This window comes from Marinobacter sp. L-80 (genome assembly GCF_056859395.1).
Genome location: NZ_JBSXOI010000045.1, coordinates 15,942 through 30,758 on the forward strand (window position 1 = coordinate 15,942; position 14,817 = coordinate 30,758).

Consider the following 14,817-nt stretch of genomic DNA (forward strand, 5'->3'; position numbering starts at 1 on the left):
CATGGCTGCACATTCATTGTCCGTATCAGTCGACCTATCTTTCGATGAGACCGTTGCAACGGTTCGGTTCGGGGATCGTACGCCGGTGGTTGCTAAAGTGCTGGGGGTGGACCGTGAAAAAGGCTCCATTGTCAGAGTCTACCTGGACCGTTTTATTCATAAGGCCGTGCGTACTTACCGGCTTGAGAACTGGAATGCCCGGGGTGCCGTCTCCACCATTCTTGAAAAAACTCCGGAATTTGCAAAAAATTCCTGATAAGCACCTTGCATGGTGTCTTTTTTTCATTACAATCAGTTCCAAGAGCTCAGGAATACCTGAGCCACGATCAAGACCGGGCGGCACCTCTCCTGCCTGAGGCCTAACCTAACCACGCCGCCCGGTCGCCTACACCCAGACCCGCTTCGAGCGGGTTTTTTAATGCTTCACGCTCAACAATACACCTTGCACGGTGCATCACTCATGGTAGAATAGTCCCAGGTTAGGACATTTCTTCGAGCACCTTACAGGAGGCTCTATGAGTGATATTTCGAGCACGGATCTGGTTCAACAGGTCATCAATGAGTTTGGTGGTGATCGTCAGGCTGAGCACCCGGATCTGCCCAGGGATTTCTGGAAGCAGCTTGTTTGTAACGAGGAAACCCGGCTTGGTTACTGGGAGCTGGCTACCGTCGAGCAGTACCCGGAAGTGAAAGAAGAGAAACTGCATACCTCTCATGTTCTCAATGTGATTAAGGACAATGGCGGGTCAAGCTGGGAGGTTTACCCAGGCATTCCACCCAGTGACTGGATCGAGGACGTCGAGAGTGGCGAAACTCTGTTGGGTTACTGGGAATATGTGGTTGAGCGGGTAACTGGTTCCCTGCGGATGCTACGGGCTGAGCGGGCTGCTGGTCGAGCCTGAAGACAATATTCCTACTCTTTCTGGGCCCGGTTCATTCCGGGCTTTTTTGTGCCTGGCGTTCCGCCAGCCGGGGCGCGGGGCGCCCTTTTCTGTGCACTGAGGCCGGTGGGCTACGCCACGGCTGCGCCGCGAAAACCCGATTAAATACACCTTGCGTGGTGTATGTTGCATGGTAAAATGGCTTTCAGGTTAGGACAAATCAGAAAGCAGGAGAAAGACATGCAGTTACGCACCCGCGACGTTCAAGCCCTGATCAATGAGTTTGGCGGCAGCATTTGGGAAGAAAACGGGGATTACCCGGTCGATGATTGGGCCAGCATTGTGCTGAATGACGGCACCCGACTTGGTTATTGGGAGCACGTAGCCAGCGAGATGGATCAGAACTCGAGGGCTCATGGGTTGTCTACCATCAGCGTGCGCACCGCGGATGTAGAGGCACTAATGAAGCGTTGCGGTGGTTCCATTTGGGATGAGGACTCTCTGGTTCCCGTTCGTGACTGGAAAGCCGAAGTGAGAAGCGGTGAAACCCGCCTTGGTTATTGGGAGTACGCATTGCAGAACCGCCCTCGACCCTGGGTTCTGAAAAACAGCAACGATGTTCCTCCGACACACAGGTTCTGGAACGGCGGTTCCAGTGACTCCTATTTTTGGGGTGATATTCGATCAGCTCGCCGGGTTGCCAGCGATGAACTGAACGAGGTTATGAACAACCCCATTTTCTCGGGAATGCTGGGCCTCAACTGGATTCACGTTCCCCTTGCCGAGCTCATGAATTCAGCCGATCCAATCGACGCCATGACCGATGACCTCAAGGCCTTTGTCATGCGCGAAGGGCTTCCCCATTTATCCGCTGATGAATTGATTGTTCATGATGAGGTTAACGGCATCCAGCGTCTCTATCTGGAGCAATTTGTTGAGCAGTGGGAAGAGGCTATGGAAATGGATTCAACGACGGATACCGGTGATTCAGGCTTAAAGCCTGGTGCTCCAAAGATCTCCACGGTATATCTGGATTTGCGAGTTGATTACGAAATCAACGGTGAAAGCGTGGAAAATATGGCGAGCAACCTTCGGTCAGCAATCGAGCGCGAAATCGGAAACGGCGCTTTGACCGGTGAGACTATGGCCGAAGTGGATGAATACGCCATGGATGTCATTGACTCGCCTGCCGAACTTGAAGAGCTGGCGGTCAAACGCCTGATCAAGAACGGATATGACCTGTTGTTGGCCAAGGCTGTCGCCCGATATGGAATGATGCCCCCTTCTGACTTCATCGAATCCATTGCCGGCAGTGCTGCCGTACTCCGGAGGGACGCCTGATGTCTCGACAGATCCTTCCGAATGAGCTTGCTGAGATTGTCACCGGGCTCCTGGTGAAGCCGGAATTGCTTGGCCAATTTCCCGATGAAGAGCGTCACATCGAATTCATCCACCAAATCGGCAAAGTGGTCGCCGAATTTTGCGGCGGCCAGATTAACGGAGTTCACGCTCCAGACGGCAGTTTTTCCGGTCAGCCGTTCTGCGATGCTCCGCTGATGTCCGTTTGGCCAGATGACCGGCTGCCTGATTTACAGCACTGCGTTTGGGGTCCTTATGATCCTGAGGGCTGGGAAGGCGTCACTGCCGATACGATCGGCATTGAGCAGGCCGGCGAACCGCTCCCCATGAAACCCGGCGAGATCCGGAAAGCGCTTCAGTCTCTCCTCGCAGAAGCACACCGGGCGCAGGTCTCGGAGAGTCGAGCATGAACGAGACAATTCCGGCGTGGGAGTCTTTCCAAGGACGTCCCCGCCCTCACAAGGGCATGAAAGTGAAATTGTACAAGAACCTGAACCGCCAGCGACGCTTCTCCGTGGTTGCCATGGAGGGGGAGCATAAAGGCAAAGTGCTGGGTTACAGTCCCGCTGTTCAGGTGCGATCCGTGGAAATGAAGGTTTCGGAAGCCGGCCGGCAAACGGTGATTCGCAAAGGCGTCCGAAACGTGCACGCCCACTGCATCTGCCTCGTTGAAGATCTGGCTTCCGAGCTGCCATCGGACGTGAACACGGAGAAAGCAAAGCACATCACTTACCAACCATTTTTGCGCGGTCATTTTTGGGACCGCGATCATCCCGAACAGCCAATCTGGAAGCTCGACAGTGCCTGGGCCTATGGCCCGGATCTGATCTGCCCGGCTTAACCTTACAATCCCGTTATCTGGCTCGCATCTTGCGAGCTTTTTTGTGTCTGGCGTTCCGCCAGCCAGGGGCGCGAGCGCCCTTTTCTGTGCACTGAGGCCGGTTGGCTACGCCACGGCTGGCGCCGTGAAAATTCCACGCTGTACACCTTGAAAGGTGTCTGTGTTTTGCTAAACTATACACAGGTTAGGACTACGCAGGAGAAAGAGATCATGATTTCCAATGCAGCTACATCTGTAAACGACGCCATAGGCCGGTTTCTGGACTCCGATGAGGAGTTGCCGGCTTACCGGGTGACCGATGAACGCGACCGATACAACAACCCTGTTACTCGCCTCACAACTGGCTCCGCAGTAAACCGGATTGAGGGCATTTCTGTCTCTGCTTCCGAGTATCGGGACGGCTCCGGCGCGATCTGCTACGTGACCAGCGCTTCCCGTCCGGGCTTCCCAAGCCAGCACTTTAACGGTGCAACCTGGCAGGAAGCGTTCCGAAAAGGCGCAGCCTATCGTCGCCAGTTTCTTTCTTGATCCCGGGGACAACGATGGAATCAGCCAAATCACTCAACGTGCTCATTCGTGAGCTTGTCGCCAATACTGAGGCCATGGACAGCCTCAGCGGGAGCGATCGAAACTTCATCACCAACCTTCTGCAGGTTCAGGAGCGTAGTGGTAACAAGAAACTGACGCCCCGCCAGAAGAATCAAATCCGGGGAATCCTGAAGAATGCTCCGGGATTTCTGGAGGACACCCCATGAGTCTTGCCGTCATCGACACAGAGACAACCGGCCTTGATACAGAGCGGGACGAGATCCTTGAGATCGCCATTCTCGATGAAAACGGGGATGTGTTGCTGAACAGCCTGGTTCGACCGACCCGGCACACCGAGTGGCCAGCGGCCCAGCGAATTCACAACATTTCGCCAGAGGATGTTGCCAACGCTCCGACTCTGACGGATCTAGCCCAGCAGATCCACGATTCAGTGGACGGCCGCACCGTGGTCATCTACAACGCCGATTTCGATTCTGAGCTTCTGAAAGGCTACCTTGGTGGTGCCAAGGAAATCCGATGCTGCATGGAAGCCTACTCCTATCATCAGGAAACAATCACAGGTGAGCCCTGGCGCCGGCACAAGCTTGTTCAGGCGGCCTATGACGCGGATCACGATTGGGGCCAGGATGCGGCTCACCGGGCGATCCACGATGCCAGCGCCACCCTTACCGTCTGGAACTGGCTCGACCGCCAGTAGATTCACACCGGGAACCGTGAGGTTCCCGCCTCCTGGGCCTTTGGCCCTTTTGTGTGCACTAAGGCCGGTTGGCTACGCCACGGCTGCGCCGCGATTACTTTCCGATAATACACCTTGCATGGTGTTTTTTTGCTGGTAAAATGGCTTACAGGTTAGGTCATATACAGCAGGAGATTCTCATGTCAGGACAAAAGCTCGGACTCGAGTCAGCGCGAGTGATGGAAGCAGCCAATCTGCTTCTAACCAAGATCGGCCGGCGCCAGCAACTGGTCAGCTGCACCGGCTCGTACGAAAACGCATTCCAGTTCAAATCGGCCACCGGCAAGACCATCATCGTCCCGTGCTACCGCCGCAACGGCTGCCTGCTTGGGATTCGAAGCGTCTTGCAGCGCGTGAACGAGCGCCAGCGTTTTAGCTGGCTGATCAACGGCCAGGCCGATCGAAACATGCAGGAGCTGGCGTTCTTCGGAGAGACGGCCATCATCCAGTTCAGCCGTGACGAAGTTGTTTCTCTGCAGTATGACCAAGCAGTGGCGTTCAAGATCCCCCAGCCTATGGAGGATGCCGAACGCCGTACCGCTGTCATTGAGGCAGACGAGAACACCCCGCCGTTTCCGGAGATCACCAATCTGGTTATTCGGGATATGCGGGACCATCCGGTCGAATTTCCTCTCAAAACCATCTCAAGGGCCGCATAACCCGGTCCTCCCCATGCCTGGCGTTCCGCCAGCCTGGGGCTTCGCCCCTTTTCGTGTGCACAAAGGCCGGTTGGCTACGCCACGGCTGCCGCCGTGAAATTCCCTATTTATACTCCTTGCATGGTGTACGCATTCTGGTAGAATAATCACATGAATCGCTGAAGCCACAACCCAAAGGAGGACGTCATGGCCAAGCAAAAAACCGCCACCCAAGAATCCGCTGTAAAGCGGGATCTGCGCAGCCCGAAGTATCGGATGCGCGTGGTCAAGGACAAGACCAAATACGACCGCAAGCGCGTGAAGCGGTCAGGCATGGAGAGCTATCAAAAAGCAGCGTAATCGTTGTTTTCTGATAGCTCTTCAAGGCAAGACTAGGTTAGGACAGGCAGGAGAGAACATGCATACGCACGCAATCGCAGACTTTCACGTTCCCAGTGTGGTCACCAAGAACCTGAAGATGAACATGGTTTCAGGACGGAGCACCCCGAAGGTACGGGTATCGTCCAACTTCCTCCCTCTGATGGGCTTTGATGAGGGACAGCGCATTATCACCACCCCATCGCTTGATGGTGGCTTTATCGTGCGCCCAAGCGACCAGGGGGACCACAAGATCTATAGTCGCCGCTACAACCGGGCCCGGACAAACAAGCCATTTGAGGCTGTCATGGAATTTGCCAATAAGCAGTTGATGCGGACCTTTCCGCCGGCCTGCGAGAGATTCCATGTGAAAATGCGCCACGGCGACATCAAAATCAGTCCCATCCCCAATAGGACCGCTGCGATTATTCGCCGCCTCTCCGGTCACAACCCGCTCAATGCGCTGGCGGCCATGACCGGTGGTGTCGACATTCACGCAATGGAGTCGGTTGGCATGAAGGTGGACGCCGTGATCGAGTATCGCCCGGACGAAGCCCGGGATGTGACTGCCGGCCGGTCCCTCTCGGAAATCAATGCCCTCAATACCCTGAGGAACGGCACCCCCAGAATCCTGATGAACGAGGACATTTACCAACTGGACCCGCGCATGCTGCGCAAGCTGGCGGATGAGGGCGACCCGATCTCCATTTTCTCAGCTGGAATCCAGTGTGATGACCACAGCCGGGCCAAAGGCGCCAAGGCGAAAGCCAAGAGCGTTGAGGATCTTTCCACCACCGTCGACATGATCTATCCCACCCTTCGGGCGATCGAAGAGCTTGAGCCCATGCTGGTAGTCGTGGAGAACGTTCCGGGCTTCGGAACCAGTGCGGCCGGGGACATCCTGAAGACGACCCTTCGTCGCTGGGGATACCACATCTCTGAGGCTGTCATGGACGCCCGGGACTACGGTGGCATCCAGAGCCGTCGCCGGTACCACATGGTAGCCAGTGTGTTCCCGGGTTATGAGCACCCGGCACCACAGGAGAGAAACACAACCCCGATCTGGCCAATTGTGGAAGCCCGTCTGCACGAGTGCCGTGACATTACGGATAGCTACGCCATTACCAGCCCCAAAGCGGTTGAGCGCGGTGGCAACTACATCACCCGGGAATCCACCTATTGCCCGACTATCATAAAATCACAGGATCGCCTCGTAAAAGACGGATGTTATATTGCCGATGGTGGCCGTATCTATGCCCCCAGCCCGGCACTTATCAAAGACCTGATGTCGATCCCCCAGGATGAAGAGGGTTTTGTGACCTCATGGATGGCCAAGGAGCAGGAAGTGGAACTGCTGGGGCAATCTGTTGACTACAGTATGCATAAGGCCCTGATGGGCTCCATCAAGGATCACCTGATTGAAAACGCCGGGAACCGGACGATTGTCCGGACCCGCCAAACGGAACTGTTTGCGAGTTAACAATGAGCAGACCCTTCATATTCGCCCTGACATGGCTGGCACTGATCGGTGCCAGCTCCCCCGCTCTGGCGATCAGCGTTCAGGATTACTTCTCCATTCAGGAGCAGGCCAGTGTTCAGAACGTTGAGCAGCGTCAGGCCCGTAATGCCCTGAATGGAGTGCACGCCGGTCTGTACGATGCTTTCGCTGCCATGCTTCTGGCCGGGGACGGGAAAATATACACTGCTAACGGCCCCCTCATTTGTGTTGAGCCTGGTACCCAGTTCCGGATTCAGACTATCCGGGACCTGATTGGGCAGGCGGTAGGTACCTTTGAGCGCCCGGCACTTTCTGCCCAAGCGCTGGAGGAGTTTCCACTGGGGGTGCACTTGCTTAAAGAACTGGCAAACAAGCACCCATGTACTCGTAGTGATCGGCAAGAAAACAAAAGGTAACTTAACTAATGGACACATACCGAATCTTCTTTTCAGTCTCGATCCTTACCGATACTGACGAGTTTTCCATGATTGTGATGAGAAATGGCGGCGTGCCGTTTCATAACTTAGCGGAGATGGACTGGGCCGAACTAGGGGATAACATCAGAAACCTTTTGACAGCCAGTCAGCCAGATATCAGCGACTCGGTTACGGTTGAGGTTTTTGACGACTCGCTGGAAAGCGCTACTAAGCCGACGTTGAGCGAAAACGACCAGTTTATGTACATGCGCGAGTTAGTCAGCAGAGCGAAACACGGTAATTTCAAAGCTCATGATTTGCGGAATAGCAGGTGGGTTACAACATACACAAAGTCGGCTCCACCGCAGACTTTCAATGGGGTGATAACCGTCCATGACGACGGATCCGCTGATATTTTGGAGGCTGCCCTTGACGGGATGGTTGAGCATTTCTTCTCAAGAGCACCACAGCCCTCAGGTCTTGGCGTAATGCCTGCGCTCTTTTCTGGGAGCCTTAGCTCTTCAGCCCGCCTTTCTGAAAAAATGCTTACCCTTTTTTGTGAGACATTCGGGAATCCCTTCGCCAACGATGTGACGGTGATGATGCTAAATGATGCACAGCAAACCAAATTCATAAATGCGAAGAATTTCATGGAGTTTACCTCGTGAAAATTTAATGCAGATCTAATCAACCTCATGCAGAAAACCCGCTTGGCGGGTTTTTTTGTGCCCTGCGTTCCGCCAGCCCTGGGCGCAAGCGCCCTTTTGTGTGCACTCAGGCAGTGGCGTAGCCACGGCTGGCGCCGGAAAATCTCTCCGCAATACACCTTGTAAGGTGTACCTGCCATGGTAAAATGGTTTCCAGGTTAGGACATCAACACAGGTAGGAGAATTTCATGACAGGCACCACCAACCCCAAAGAACTGGTTGTTCTCAGAATGCCGGCGGCTGCAGCGATGGAGCTGTTGAAGGCCACGGAGTTCGTTTCATGGGAGAACGACGATTTTCAGACTGGCGTACAAACGTTGGAGGACGGCCTTTCGGCGCCCTCCTCGGAAGTTGAGGCTTTTCTACTCTCCGGCCGGTACCTTCAAGAGGCCGGTTACGGCAAATCCCAGCTGTATGAGCTGCTACGCAACTCCCTTCCACCCTCGAAACATGAGCTGGCGGCCCAGGAGCGCACCATTCGCGACATGAAGATCCTTCGGGACCTGCTGCGCGGTGAGCCGATCAAGGTATTGGCAGATCGGTATGAACTGCCGAGCCTTGCAAAAGGTGATGCTGTTGCCATGGGCCTGAGGCGCCTGAGGCAGGAACGCGACTTCAAGTTCACCATCGAAGAGCATCAAGCATTACGTAAGCAGAGTGAAGGCTCTGAGGGCATTACCCGTCGAGTGCTGGCCGAGCTGGACAGTGCGCTGGCTGAGCAGGAAAGCCCCAGTGAGCAGACGGAGACGATTGAACTGGACGTTGTGATCGATTCCCTGGTGGATGACAGCGAGCATTACGAGGCCGATCTGGATGTTCCTGATGTTATCCCTGTATCCGTTGGCGCTTCGACCCCTGAGCATCTGCTGGCGGATGCTGCGCTGGATGTCCTGCACGCCACGCTAGCCATCAAATGTCTGGATGACTTTGAGATTACCGTCATGCGTAACGGCGTGCCGCTGACGCCCAGTGAAAAGCACGAGGCCTACTCTCTCGCGAAGGCCGGTGATGTAGTTGAGCGTGCCGACACCGCCAAGAGAAACCCATTGGCCGAGAAATTCCTCGACGTTTTTCAGGACGCAGACGCGATCGAGATCAACGGATTCTTTGTCCGGTACTACGACGAGACCATTCACAGCGGCTCTGGCGCACCAGATGAAACAGTCATAGAGCTGTCCGTTGAGACAGAACACGGCATGCTCGAGCTGAATGTTACTGAGCAGGATCTTGACGAAATCGAGATCGACGATGAGGGCAACACCTGGCGCGTGGCCGGCTGCAACGTGGAATTCCACAAGGTTTTCCAGATTTCCACCAATCCGGTAGTGGAGGCCTGAACCATGATCGACAGCGTACTCAATCGCGGCGTGGTAGGTCACTTCGGCCTTCACGTTCAACTGAATGCACCCGAGTTCTTCCAGCGGGCCGATTTCCTGCAGTACATCGAGAACCAGACCGTGTTCACCTGGCACCAGGCGGGAAAACCGGCAAGCGAATGGTCTGACGTGGCCGTCCTTGTTGAGCCGAACCTCTCCGGTGAGGGTGACAGCTCCGATATGCCGGAGGATCTCTGGGACACGATCATTCAGGCCTTGAAGGCAAGGTTTGGCGAGAACGGAGAGCGCGTGCCAGGATTCGCAAAGAACCGACACATCGTGGTCCGCCTTACCAACATGGACGCCGACGACCAAGAGGATGAGCCGGAGGTTTACACCGTTGAGCATAACGGCGACCACTACCAGTCAGTGTTTCCTTCTGAGCTGGCGGAATACTCGGCACCGCACAGTATCTACGCGGATGCGGTGAAGCACCTGATCATGGTGCGGGACCTATCTCCTTCCCGACAGCGCTGGGGCCTTTCTGATCCTAAAACCATGGCCAAGGCCTTGTGGGAGGCATTCTCTGCGGTACCGGTCCACCACGACGGCTGCCTGGATGACGAGTGCCTGGCCGAAGACTGGCTGATCTTTGCTGCCGGTACCCACAGAGAAGAAGTATGGCACTGGTTCGAAGAGTACTTCGGAGTGTCCGTCGCGGACGATCTCATGAGGGCCTGAGAAGGCCCCTTTCTCACCTGACAGAACGGGTTCGGAAATGAGTAAACAGGAAAACGCTGCAAACAAGGCTACCAAAGAAGGAACAGGTAAATGAAAACCACTAATGGCAAGACTATTGAGGAGCTACAGGCGGAAGGCTATGCCATAGCACTGTTTTCTCCCGAAGAACTAAGAGGAGCCTCTGTTAATCAGCTTGAGAGCTTCCTGTACAAAGAAGGTAAAGAGGCGATTGATTTTTTGTCGTTGGAGCCTGATGAGAAGGAGTAAAAAATCAGGGGCCAGATCTGGACAACTTGTCCTTGGTAACCGGTAGAGTTCATGGTGATGACGACACCTGTCATGTCATCGAAGGCGACAAACCAACCAGTCGCTTCGCCCATGAGCTGCTGGGCTTTGATCCTGATACCGCCGAGGACATTCCAGAGGTAGAATAGACTTTCTGAACTGACAATTGTTTCTTGGCGAAAACCCAAGACCAAGGCCTGCAATGCAGGCCTTTTTTTTGTGTCTGGCCGTTGGCCAGCCAGGGGCGCGGAGCGCCCTTTCATGTGCACTGAGGCCGGTTGGCTACGCCACGGCTGCGCCGCGGAAAATTAAACCTTTATACACCTTGCAAGGTGTGCGAGTTCTGGTACAATGGTTTTCAGGTTAGGCAAACAACTTCAGGCAGGAGTGCACCCCATGCAGACTTTTCGCAATTTCGTCAGTGCCAAGTACCAATCCCGCCCCAAGCTGAAGGCTTACTACGGGTCGTTCGACAAGTACTTCGAGCACTATTTCCGGAACCACCGCTTCGCCGAGTGGCTGGAAACCCTGCGCGATTCCGAGCCCTCTCTGGGCTTCGTGAACAGCATTGCCCGCAACTACATCCAGCTCTGCGGCGTCCAGCCCCGGGAAATCTCCCAGATCCTGGCGAGCATCTCCCGCCAGTACAATGTGGAGATTCCTGCAGTCGAGGGGATCCTCACACCCGAATACTGGGAGGCGAAGGCAGCCCAGATGCACCTGACACCCAACGACATCCGGAAGGTGGCCTGATGAGCTATAGCGACGCCGAGATCCGGGCCTTCAGAAAGATAGCTGCCGGGGATACCGGCAGCGGCCGGAAGGTCAGCGACATCTTCAAACAAATGCGTGAGGGGGACAGGGCTGATCTGCAGCACAAGGTGCGCGTTGGCCGCCTCACCCAATCACAAGCTGAAGCTATCTACGGAGGACCGCTATGAGGCTCCTGATTGCCCTTCTGGGCGCCCTGCTCTTTTCCCAGGCCCAGGCATTCGATGTGCAGGGCTCCGGTTACATCTACCGGGCCGTGGACGGTGACACCTACTGGGTCTCCGGTATTGATCCCCAGGTCTACCGCCAGCTCTATAGCCAGTCGCGCGATTCCGACCACTTCAACGACCGGTACCGTAGCGTGAAGATGCGCCTTGGCGCGGTCGATACGGCCGAGTCTGTCCATTCCAATGAGGCCCGCAACACCCTCAGAGGCAAGACGATCAGCGCTCACATGAAGCGCCTGACTGAAGACCAGCAGGTCACCTTCCGCTGCTGGGATGTGGGTAAGTATGGACGCCCGATCTGCTCTGTCTCTGCGGCCAACATCGGCGATATCGGCCTGCACCTGATTCAGAGCGGCTTCTCCGAGTATGTCACCCGCTGGGGGCGGCACCCCTTCCTAGACGCCCAGTACCGGCAAGCTGGCGGCTAGACCGCCAGCAGACAGCTCAGGCGCTGTATCTCTCTGATAATCACCCGGGTAAATTATTTACCGATACACCTTGCAAGGTGTATATATTCTGGTACAATGGTTTTCAGGTTAGGGCAATTTGAAGAGGCAGAGAGACATGGGCATTTACAAAGAGATCGCAGTTAAGCAACTGTTCGACATCACCAACATCAAGCGCATCTTTGAGAGCCATCTGGATCGCGAGACTCTGGAGAGCTACCGCCTCCCGATCTCCAACCCCAGCGCCCAGGTTATCGTAGGCCTGTCTGGGGGTGCTGACTCCTCCGTGCTGGCACTGTTCGCCGCCGCCTATCTGGCGCCCCACTACCGGAACCTGACGTTCCTGTTCACCGACACCGGTGCCGAGCCGGACAGCTGCTACACCGCACTGGACCAGATCGAGGAGATGACTGGCATCGCTGTGACCCGTCTTCAGCCGGAGAATGACCTGTTCGGCCTGATCGACAAGTACAACGGCTTCCTGCCTTCGGGCCGGGCCCGGTACTGCACCCGCCAGCTCAAGATCGACCCGCTGACCCAGTACATGGCCACCATCCCCTCAGAGAACGGCTACGTGTCTCTGGCGGGCATCCGGTACGACGAAGCCGACCGGGACGGCATCAGCTTCCAGTACAGCATGGAGACGGACGCCAAGGCCGCCTTCCCGTTCATCGACCTGAAGATCACCAAGGCGATGGTTTTCGACATCCTGGATCGCACCATCGGCATTCCCGAGACCTACAAGTACCGCTCCCGCAGCGGCTGCTACAACTGCTTCTTCCAGCGAGTGGCGGAGTCTGTGGGCATGCTGGTTAACGATCCGCACAACTTCGAGATCACCGAGCGCCTGGAGAAGCTGACCGCCGAGGACGAGAAGCGCTGGGACAACATCCCCCAGACGCTAACCGAGGCCGGTTTCCCGGCTGCGTACCCGGTCCCGGCGTTCATCGATATCCGTAAGGACGAGAAGGCCCCCAAGAAGGCCCCTGCACCGGTCAAAGCCCGCAAGGACGACCAGACTGCAGACCTGTTCGGTTTCGAGCCTGAGACCGACGAGCTGGCGTTTGACGAGCTGTTCGTTGCCTTCGCCCTGTACAGCGACCACCGCATCAGCCAGTTCACCGGCCGGGAGTTCACCCCGGGCACCTACTGGCAGGAGCTGATCACTCTGAGCCCGTCGCTGACCGGCATCAAGTCCGCCGTGGGCAACCACTACAAGTTCAAGGCCACCACGCCTATGCCCCACTACGATCTGGCGGACATGAAAATCGTTATCACCCAGATCCGTTTCCCGAAGGGCACCATCGACACCGGCAAGCCGGCATCCGAGTCCTTCACCTGGAAGAGCGAGACGGCCTACAAGCAGCTGCGCAACCTCGTTAAGCACTGCCAGGTTGTCCTGCAGGAGGCGGACCTGAAACGCCGCTATGAGGATGCTCTGGCCGTTCTGGAGAGCAACCCGGCTGACGAGCGCACGGCCATGGACGCCGCCGAGCAGGTAGACGTGCTGGCGGCCATGATCGCCAAGCTGCCTAAGGTCACCGGGGAACTGGCATGGGAAGGCCTCTACACACCCAGCAAGGACGTCTCTGAGAAGGTCCAAATGCAACTGGACGGCATCAGTGTCCAGACCGAGCGCAAGGCCGCCAGAGAGGGTCTGGAGCACGACGAAGTGCCGATGGCCTGCCTAGCCTGCTCACTCTGAGCGGGCCCGGCCCCACCGGGCAGGCACCGGCCTGCCCTCCCCGCTTCGCGGTTTTGTGTGCACTGAAGCCGATTGGCTACGCCACGGCTGCGCCGCGGAAAAATAAACCCTTAATACACCTTGCGTGGTGTGCGCTGCCTGGTAAAATGAGTATCAGGTTAGGCAAACAAACAAAGGCAGGAGAGACACCATGACAAACCCAGAACGCACCGCCATTCTCATCGACCCGGCCAAGCGCACGGTCACAGAGGTTCCCTATGATGGAACGTCAGCTCGATTCAAGGAATTAACAGGGTCAGAACGGATGGAAGCGACACCAGTTATAAACGCTGGGCCAGGGGGACGACTCGATGAAGAGGGCTTTTACATCGAAGGAGAGAATCTGTTTGAAGGCTATCAATATGACGATTCGATTTTTTACGATGGTGATGCCTTGTTTGAGCACTTCAGTTTCTTTCGTTTTCCCCTCTATCCGGAACTGGTAGCGGGCCCGGTCCTGATCGCCGGCGTCGATCAGGACGGCAAGAGCTGCGCCCCGGGGATCACCGCCGCGGACCTTCAGAAACATATCACTTGGCTCGGGATGAGCCCGGCTTGATGCCAGCGTGAGCTGGCGCTGTATCAACACGAAACCACAAGGACTGACTATGAAGACGTTGCAAGACCTTTTCCGGCACTACCAGATCGCCAATGAGCGAGTGGACCAGGAAGTTCTGCGTTTGCGCTACGAAGGCGTAGATGAAGGCTTTGAGAAGCACCTGACGAGCATCCTTCCCGAATCCGAGTATCCGTGCGACTGGGTGACCATGCTGGCCCGGCCGGTTGCTGAACAGATCAAAGAGGCTGGCGGTTTTCAGCGCGTGGAAGTACTGGGCCCAATGGGTATTGGTGCCCGTGTCAGCTTTCACTGCTACAAGAATGCCGATGACCAGATTGAGGACATCCAGGTGTTAACCGTAGAGCCGTGCCTTTCGGACAATTCGGAGTCGCCCCTTTCCTACGTCGATTTCAAGACCAATACAGGCCGTTATGCGCCGGGCACTACAGGCGAGGCAAACGGTCTCAATCATCCTTCTGTCCCGATCGACCCGAGGACCTCTGGTCATGGGTGGCTGCAATACCTGAGCTGACTTTGGCAATAGATCCAGAAAGCCCGCAACGCGGGCTTTTTTTGTGCCTGGCGTTCCGCCAGCCGGGGCGCGGGGCGCCCTTTTCTGTGCACTGAGGCCGGTTGGCTACGCCACGGCTGGCGCCGTGAAATTGCCCCTATATACACCTTGCAAGGTGTCTTAACTCTGCTATAATTCTTTACAGGTTAGGCAA

The 14,817-nt window shown here is 56.0% G+C and carries 23 protein-coding genes; all 23 read left to right on the top strand.

What is annotated here, in order from left to right; translation table 11 throughout:
* The first annotated feature begins 1 nt into the window (after position 1).
* A complete protein-coding gene (locus AC13E3_RS03720; protein ID WP_136630305.1) occupies positions 2 to 256 on the top strand; it encodes a hypothetical protein in 255 nt (84 codons plus the stop codon).
* A gap of 259 nt (positions 257 to 515) precedes the next feature.
* On the top strand, positions 516 to 902 hold the full coding sequence (locus AC13E3_RS03725; RefSeq protein ID WP_136630304.1) for a hypothetical protein: 387 nt from the start codon (positions 516 to 518) through the stop codon (positions 900 to 902).
* 219 nt (positions 903 to 1,121) lie between these two features.
* On the top strand, positions 1,122 to 2,222 hold the full coding sequence (locus AC13E3_RS03730) for a hypothetical protein (RefSeq protein WP_482901731.1): 1,101 nt from the start codon (positions 1,122 to 1,124) through the stop codon (positions 2,220 to 2,222).
* Positions 2,222 to 2,650 (top strand): hypothetical protein, encoded by a 429-nt coding sequence (locus tag AC13E3_RS03735; protein ID WP_482901732.1) that lies wholly within the window; start codon positions 2,222 to 2,224, stop codon positions 2,648 to 2,650. Before AC13E3_RS03730 ends, AC13E3_RS03735 begins: the two co-directional genes overlap by 1 nt.
* Positions 2,647 to 3,081, top strand: coding sequence for a hypothetical protein (locus AC13E3_RS03740; protein WP_136630301.1), 435 nt, complete (start codon positions 2,647 to 2,649; stop codon positions 3,079 to 3,081). The genes AC13E3_RS03735 and AC13E3_RS03740 overlap by 4 nt, the downstream gene beginning before the upstream one ends.
* Before the next feature lie 210 nt (positions 3,082 to 3,291).
* Complete coding sequence (locus tag AC13E3_RS03745) at positions 3,292 to 3,609, top strand: hypothetical protein (protein WP_136630300.1); 318 nt, start codon at positions 3,292 to 3,294, stop codon at positions 3,607 to 3,609.
* 14 nt (positions 3,610 to 3,623) lie between these two features.
* Positions 3,624 to 3,836, top strand: a complete 213-nt coding sequence (locus AC13E3_RS03750) for a hypothetical protein (protein WP_136630299.1) — start codon at positions 3,624 to 3,626, stop codon at positions 3,834 to 3,836.
* A complete protein-coding gene (locus tag AC13E3_RS03755; RefSeq protein WP_153637342.1) occupies positions 3,833 to 4,327 on the top strand; it encodes a 3'-5' exonuclease in 495 nt (164 codons plus the stop codon). The genes AC13E3_RS03750 and AC13E3_RS03755 overlap by 4 nt, the downstream gene beginning before the upstream one ends.
* Positions 4,328 to 4,506: 179 nt before the next feature.
* Complete coding sequence (locus tag AC13E3_RS03760; protein WP_136630297.1) at positions 4,507 to 5,025, top strand: hypothetical protein; 519 nt, start codon at positions 4,507 to 4,509, stop codon at positions 5,023 to 5,025.
* A gap of 186 nt (positions 5,026 to 5,211) precedes the next feature.
* Positions 5,212 to 5,364 (top strand): hypothetical protein, encoded by a 153-nt coding sequence (locus AC13E3_RS03765; RefSeq protein ID WP_169054502.1) that lies wholly within the window; start codon positions 5,212 to 5,214, stop codon positions 5,362 to 5,364.
* Positions 5,365 to 5,422: 58 nt separating this feature from the next.
* Complete coding sequence (locus AC13E3_RS03770) at positions 5,423 to 6,862, top strand: DNA cytosine methyltransferase (protein WP_136630296.1); 1,440 nt, start codon at positions 5,423 to 5,425, stop codon at positions 6,860 to 6,862.
* A gap of 2 nt (positions 6,863 to 6,864) precedes the next feature.
* Positions 6,865 to 7,296 carry a hypothetical protein gene (locus AC13E3_RS03775; protein ID WP_136630295.1) on the top strand — a complete coding sequence of 144 codons (432 nt, stop codon included), beginning with the start codon at positions 6,865 to 6,867 and terminating at the stop codon, positions 7,294 to 7,296.
* A gap of 8 nt (positions 7,297 to 7,304) precedes the next feature.
* A complete protein-coding gene (locus AC13E3_RS03780) occupies positions 7,305 to 7,964 on the top strand; it encodes a hypothetical protein (protein WP_153637341.1) in 660 nt (219 codons plus the stop codon).
* Between the two features lie 227 nt (positions 7,965 to 8,191).
* The gene (locus AC13E3_RS03785) at positions 8,192 to 9,340 is read left to right on the top strand and encodes a hypothetical protein (protein WP_482901733.1); all 1,149 of its coding nucleotides are present in this window, start codon (positions 8,192 to 8,194) and stop codon (positions 9,338 to 9,340) included.
* Between the two features lie 3 nt (positions 9,341 to 9,343).
* Positions 9,344 to 10,060 carry a hypothetical protein gene (locus tag AC13E3_RS03790; RefSeq protein ID WP_482901734.1) on the top strand — a complete coding sequence of 239 codons (717 nt, stop codon included), beginning with the start codon at positions 9,344 to 9,346 and terminating at the stop codon, positions 10,058 to 10,060.
* A gap of 90 nt (positions 10,061 to 10,150) precedes the next feature.
* Positions 10,151 to 10,327, top strand: coding sequence for a hypothetical protein (locus AC13E3_RS03795; protein WP_482901735.1), 177 nt, complete (start codon positions 10,151 to 10,153; stop codon positions 10,325 to 10,327).
* 32 nt (positions 10,328 to 10,359) lie between these two features.
* The gene (locus AC13E3_RS03800; RefSeq protein WP_482901736.1) at positions 10,360 to 10,494 is read left to right on the top strand and encodes a hypothetical protein; all 135 of its coding nucleotides are present in this window, start codon (positions 10,360 to 10,362) and stop codon (positions 10,492 to 10,494) included.
* 247 nt (positions 10,495 to 10,741) lie between these two features.
* Complete coding sequence (locus AC13E3_RS03805; protein ID WP_482901737.1) at positions 10,742 to 11,098, top strand: hypothetical protein; 357 nt, start codon at positions 10,742 to 10,744, stop codon at positions 11,096 to 11,098.
* Entirely contained in the window at positions 11,098 to 11,286 is a 189-nt protein-coding gene (locus AC13E3_RS03810; RefSeq protein WP_136631081.1) for a hypothetical protein, read from the top strand. The genes AC13E3_RS03805 and AC13E3_RS03810 overlap by 1 nt, the downstream gene beginning before the upstream one ends.
* Positions 11,283 to 11,771 carry a thermonuclease family protein gene (locus AC13E3_RS03815; protein WP_136631082.1) on the top strand — a complete coding sequence of 163 codons (489 nt, stop codon included), beginning with the start codon at positions 11,283 to 11,285 and terminating at the stop codon, positions 11,769 to 11,771. Before AC13E3_RS03810 ends, AC13E3_RS03815 begins: the two co-directional genes overlap by 4 nt.
* Before the next feature lie 136 nt (positions 11,772 to 11,907).
* On the top strand, positions 11,908 to 13,494 hold the full coding sequence (locus AC13E3_RS03820) for a phosphoadenosine phosphosulfate reductase domain-containing protein (RefSeq protein ID WP_153637338.1): 1,587 nt from the start codon (positions 11,908 to 11,910) through the stop codon (positions 13,492 to 13,494).
* A 190-nt stretch (positions 13,495 to 13,684) separates the two neighbouring features.
* Positions 13,685 to 14,092, top strand: coding sequence for a hypothetical protein (locus AC13E3_RS03825; protein WP_482901738.1), 408 nt, complete (start codon positions 13,685 to 13,687; stop codon positions 14,090 to 14,092).
* A 49-nt stretch (positions 14,093 to 14,141) separates the two neighbouring features.
* Positions 14,142 to 14,624 carry a hypothetical protein gene (locus tag AC13E3_RS03830; protein ID WP_136631085.1) on the top strand — a complete coding sequence of 161 codons (483 nt, stop codon included), beginning with the start codon at positions 14,142 to 14,144 and terminating at the stop codon, positions 14,622 to 14,624.
* Positions 14,625 to 14,817 lie beyond the last annotated feature (193 nt).

Bases quoted from the DNA above. Each gene is read 5' to 3' on its own strand.
- AC13E3_RS03730 (WP_482901731.1), top strand. From the start codon at position 1,122: ATGCAGTTACGCACCCGCGACGTTCAAGCCCTGATCAATGAGTTTGGC.
- AC13E3_RS03795 (WP_482901735.1), top strand. From the start codon at position 10,151: ATGAAAACCACTAATGGCAAGACTATTGAGGAGCTACAGGCGGAAGGC.
- AC13E3_RS03815 (WP_136631082.1), top strand. From the start codon at position 11,283: ATGAGGCTCCTGATTGCCCTTCTGGGCGCCCTGCTCTTTTCCCAGGCC.
- AC13E3_RS03785 (WP_482901733.1), top strand. From the start codon at position 8,192: ATGACAGGCACCACCAACCCCAAAGAACTGGTTGTTCTCAGAATGCCG.
- AC13E3_RS03775 (WP_136630295.1), top strand. From the start codon at position 6,865: ATGAGCAGACCCTTCATATTCGCCCTGACATGGCTGGCACTGATCGGT.
- AC13E3_RS03820 (WP_153637338.1), top strand. From the start codon at position 11,908: ATGGGCATTTACAAAGAGATCGCAGTTAAGCAACTGTTCGACATCACC.
- AC13E3_RS03755 (WP_153637342.1), top strand. From the start codon at position 3,833: ATGAGTCTTGCCGTCATCGACACAGAGACAACCGGCCTTGATACAGAG.
- AC13E3_RS03745 (WP_136630300.1), top strand. From the start codon at position 3,292: ATGATTTCCAATGCAGCTACATCTGTAAACGACGCCATAGGCCGGTTT.
- AC13E3_RS03770 (WP_136630296.1), top strand. From the start codon at position 5,423: ATGCATACGCACGCAATCGCAGACTTTCACGTTCCCAGTGTGGTCACC.
- AC13E3_RS03780 (WP_153637341.1), top strand. From the start codon at position 7,305: ATGGACACATACCGAATCTTCTTTTCAGTCTCGATCCTTACCGATACT.
- AC13E3_RS03735 (WP_482901732.1), top strand. From the start codon at position 2,222: ATGTCTCGACAGATCCTTCCGAATGAGCTTGCTGAGATTGTCACCGGG.
- AC13E3_RS03740 (WP_136630301.1), top strand. From the start codon at position 2,647: ATGAACGAGACAATTCCGGCGTGGGAGTCTTTCCAAGGACGTCCCCGC.
- AC13E3_RS03790 (WP_482901734.1), top strand. From the start codon at position 9,344: ATGATCGACAGCGTACTCAATCGCGGCGTGGTAGGTCACTTCGGCCTT.
- AC13E3_RS03760 (WP_136630297.1), top strand. From the start codon at position 4,507: ATGTCAGGACAAAAGCTCGGACTCGAGTCAGCGCGAGTGATGGAAGCA.
- AC13E3_RS03765 (WP_169054502.1), top strand. From the start codon at position 5,212: ATGGCCAAGCAAAAAACCGCCACCCAAGAATCCGCTGTAAAGCGGGAT.
- AC13E3_RS03720 (WP_136630305.1), top strand. From the start codon at position 2: ATGGCTGCACATTCATTGTCCGTATCAGTCGACCTATCTTTCGATGAG.
- AC13E3_RS03830 (WP_136631085.1), top strand. From the start codon at position 14,142: ATGAAGACGTTGCAAGACCTTTTCCGGCACTACCAGATCGCCAATGAG.
- AC13E3_RS03825 (WP_482901738.1), top strand. From the start codon at position 13,685: ATGACAAACCCAGAACGCACCGCCATTCTCATCGACCCGGCCAAGCGC.
- AC13E3_RS03810 (WP_136631081.1), top strand. From the start codon at position 11,098: ATGAGCTATAGCGACGCCGAGATCCGGGCCTTCAGAAAGATAGCTGCC.
- AC13E3_RS03805 (WP_482901737.1), top strand. From the start codon at position 10,742: ATGCAGACTTTTCGCAATTTCGTCAGTGCCAAGTACCAATCCCGCCCC.
- AC13E3_RS03725 (WP_136630304.1), top strand. From the start codon at position 516: ATGAGTGATATTTCGAGCACGGATCTGGTTCAACAGGTCATCAATGAG.
- AC13E3_RS03750 (WP_136630299.1), top strand. From the start codon at position 3,624: ATGGAATCAGCCAAATCACTCAACGTGCTCATTCGTGAGCTTGTCGCC.